Origin of the sequence: Neobacillus niacini (assembly GCF_036961885.1) — a bacterium.
Classification (GTDB): Bacteria; Bacillota; Bacilli; order Bacillales; family Cytobacillaceae; genus Neobacillus; species Neobacillus niacini_H.
The window spans coordinates 1-3,419 of sequence record NZ_JBALNQ010000087.1 but is presented as its reverse complement, the minus strand read 5'-3'; the positions used below and the strand labels follow the sequence as shown (position 1 = coordinate 3,419).

3 protein-coding genes and 1 pseudogene are annotated in these 3,419 nt (G+C 35.9%); all 4 read right to left on the bottom strand.

Annotated features, from left to right (window positions below; translation table 11 throughout):
• Positions 1-342 precede the first annotated feature (342 nt).
• Positions 343-1,029: an Ltp family lipoprotein gene (locus tag V7124_RS25620; protein WP_335494679.1), complete on the bottom strand. Its 687-nt coding sequence runs from the start codon at positions 1,027-1,029 to the stop codon at positions 343-345.
• Between the two features lie 2 nt (positions 1,030-1,031).
• Positions 1,032-1,386 (bottom strand): annotated as a pseudogene (locus tag V7124_RS25615) (DEAD/DEAH box helicase family protein); the annotation flags it as partial.
• Between the two features lie 254 nt (positions 1,387-1,640).
• Complete coding sequence (locus V7124_RS25610; RefSeq protein WP_335494677.1) at positions 1,641-2,582, bottom strand: SDR family NAD(P)-dependent oxidoreductase; 942 nt, start codon at positions 2,580-2,582, stop codon at positions 1,641-1,643.
• Between the two features lie 92 nt (positions 2,583-2,674).
• Positions 2,675-3,247, bottom strand: coding sequence for a TetR/AcrR family transcriptional regulator (locus V7124_RS25605; protein ID WP_335494675.1), 573 nt, complete (start codon positions 3,245-3,247; stop codon positions 2,675-2,677).
• Between the last annotated feature and the right edge of the window lie 172 nt (positions 3,248-3,419).

Genomic DNA, 3,419 nt, shown 5'->3' with positions numbered 1-3,419 from the left:
TGACATCTCGTATGCTGTCATCGGGACAAAAGGAAATTTGTATATTGATTTATTCGGGGATCAATTAAGTTAATGATATTTGCATTTCAACAATTGTACTGTTAGAATATTCTGAACCCTGTCTCTTCCATTAAACAATCAACAACATATATATCAACACGGGTAATTTAATCAAACTTTTTTATAAATGTCGCGACTTTATTTCACGCTGCCAAATATTATCATCTAAGCGATTATCTCTACAGGCAATGATAAATCAGTTGGCGAAATCAATATTGATCACTGCATAATACAAATTTAAAGCCCTCTACCAAAGAAAAGGTGAAGGCGTGTTTTGCGTTTTTATTTACCTAAATGCTCAATAGCGTAATTGGCTTCTTCTTGTGTGAATTTTTCACCGTACTCAGAGGTTAATTGATCTCTTATCGCTTCAGTTGACATATTCATTGATTCCTGATAACTTTTTGCTTTAGCCAAGGCATTTTCATTATAATCAGCTTTCAGATTGTCAACGGCGTACTGTGCTTCTTCTGCAGTAAATTTTTCGCCTTGTTCAGAAATAAGTTGGTCATAAATTCCTTGTTTTGACATGTGCATTGTTTTGGAATAGGATTCAGCTTTTTTCAAAGCATTTGCATTCCAGTCATATTGAATTTTGCTCATGGCATACTCAGCTGCTTCTGGAGAAAACTTTTCGCCATATTCTGAAGTTAATTGATCAAAAATACCACTTTTGGACATGTGCATGGTTTTTGCGTACGATTCAGCTTTTTTCAAAGCAGACTTATAATCATTAGGAACATCATCCTCTGCGGCCTTCGGTTCTTCTGTTTTTGGTTCCTCTACTTTCTCTTCTTGTGTTTCATTCGCCGTCTGGTTATCAGTTGACTTGTTTTCGATTGCAGTATCCTCGCTAGTATCATCTCCACCAGAAGCAAGCTTCACAACTACGATGATAGCAATTACCCAAACCCACCATTTTTTATAGAACGGTTTTTTTGGCTTTTGTTGTTTTTCCTTTTTTAACATTTCCTATTAATAGCCTCCAAGAAATCGAGTCTAAAAGCTACGTTTCCATCACAAATTGCATATACATCCTTGTTATCATTCCGATCTGGTGTAGCAGTAAGACCAAGCAAAAACTTTGGCTGGAAATAGTCAAGTGCCCTTTGGAAAGAATCGGTTGCCTGCATGGTGAAATTCATCTACAATGATTAAATCAAATTCGGCTGTACGAAACTGCTCCAGATGTTTTTTAATACTTAATGTATAGATAGATGTAAATACAGCATCAACTTGCCTCTCTTTTACCTTTCCATTGTAAAACCCATATTGCTTATCCGGCATAATTCTCTTAAAAGATTCTCGAGCTTGATAGAGGATTTCTGCCATGTTTTTACCAGCGATTGCCACGATATTTACCGCTTGTTGCCAACGTGTTTACCAATGGGGGGTAACGTCAATAATGTGCGGGTTACAACGGTAAGGATTTTGAAAGATAAAAAAGCCTAATCCCTCTTTATTTTTGCGAGGAATTAGGCTTATGATCTTCAACAATAGCACCCGATTGTATAATATTGGATAAAAAATAATGTCCCTTAAAACTCAAAAAATTACGCCCCTACACATTAAATTGGAAATTATCCCTTTGCCTTCTCATTCATCCAATTTAATGTTTCCTTGATTCCTTTTTTATACGGCGTCTGTGGTATCGGTCCTATTTTCGCTTCGTACTTCTTACCACTTAAGATTACAGGATCCTCTGTCAAGTACATCATTTCTACCATCTCTCTCATGAACGGCTGAAATAATCCGATAAATTGAATCATTGTTTTTGAAACGGTTCTAATCGACTTTTTATATCCTACTTCCTTACGCAATATCTCAATTATCTCTTCTCCTGTTATTGGATGTGCAGAAGGGATATTCCAATTTTGGTTGTACGTATCTTCTCGTAGAGCTAGTTCCACCATTGCCTTTGCACCATCCAACGTAAAAATAAACTCTCGAGCCACCTTAATGTCACCAACAAAATTCGCTGTTTTATTTAGAACAACGTTTTTTAGCGTTTCATGAAGGATTGTATTTTCCGCATTTGGTCCGTATAAATCGGGCATATGCACAATCAAACAAGGGACATTGCTTCTTTTTAATCTATTTTCCATTGCGAGCCGGATCTTCCCCTTCTTTGTATGTGGCTCCTTCTTTGTATCTTCAATCACTTCTATTTTGGATTGCATACCATAAGCATAAATATTATCCACAAGTGCAATTTTTGCTTGATGCATTTCGGCAGCCCGGACTATTATCTCAATGCATAAAGGATGCTTATCCATCCATTCCTGATAAGGAAAGCTAACGGCATGAAAGATTACATCTACACCATCAGCTGCCTCGATTACATCCTTTTCCACTAATGCATTCCCTGAATAAATGGATACCTTTGATTCATTCTGATAGAGAGCATGTAACCTTTCTTTTCCTCTTGAAAAAGCAACGACTTCCACACCTTGTTCAACCAACTCACGAACCAATGCATAACCTATTCCACCTGTTGCACCTAGTACTAATGCCTTCTTCATTGAAAACACCTTCCTTTTTTAATTGACCACTGGTCAAATTTAATTAAAAAAATATAGGCAAGCTCTAAACCTGCAAATGATTTAGAGCTGCCCTATCCATTTAATCCTTTAATGATAAAATTTACGTGTGATTCGGCTGCTAACTTCGCTTCTTCAAAATTATCAACATATCCACGATAATGAGAAACAAAACCATGTAATGCTAAAAATGCGGACCAGACGTCTATAATCTTCAGTTTTTTCTTGGACAAAGATTGGACGGTTTGAGCAAACATTTGATAACTGTGATTGGCTGCTGTTTGGGATAGACTATCTACTTCTGTGTTTCTTACCATAAACATGATTTCATATTGACCTTGATGATTTAAACCAAATTCAATAAAGTGAATAAGTATGTTATAAAGCTTTGTCGAATCATCTTCAGGTCCTTGAATGGTTTCTTCTAAAAGATTGTTCAGTTTAGAAAAATCAACTTCTACAATCGCATAAAAGAGTTCTGCTTTATTTTTGAAATGGTAATAGATTGCTCCATGGCTACAGCCCAGTTGCTTTGCAATACTACGCATGGAAATTTGTTGAAAACCTTTTTCAACAAATTGGGTTCGTGCTTTCTCTAAAATTATTTCTCTTGTCAGCTCTTGAGAAGCTGTTTTACGGGGGGACATTTTCTAACTCCTTTTATTGACCATTGGTTAATAACAAGTATAACACCTTCTACCTTATAATTAAAGTTAAAAAACTAATTATTTTTCTAAACCGATTAATGTAACCCTTAATCTTTTTATTCAGCAATCTGTCCCGTTTGTAGAGGACTGATCTTATTGAAAAACATTCAAA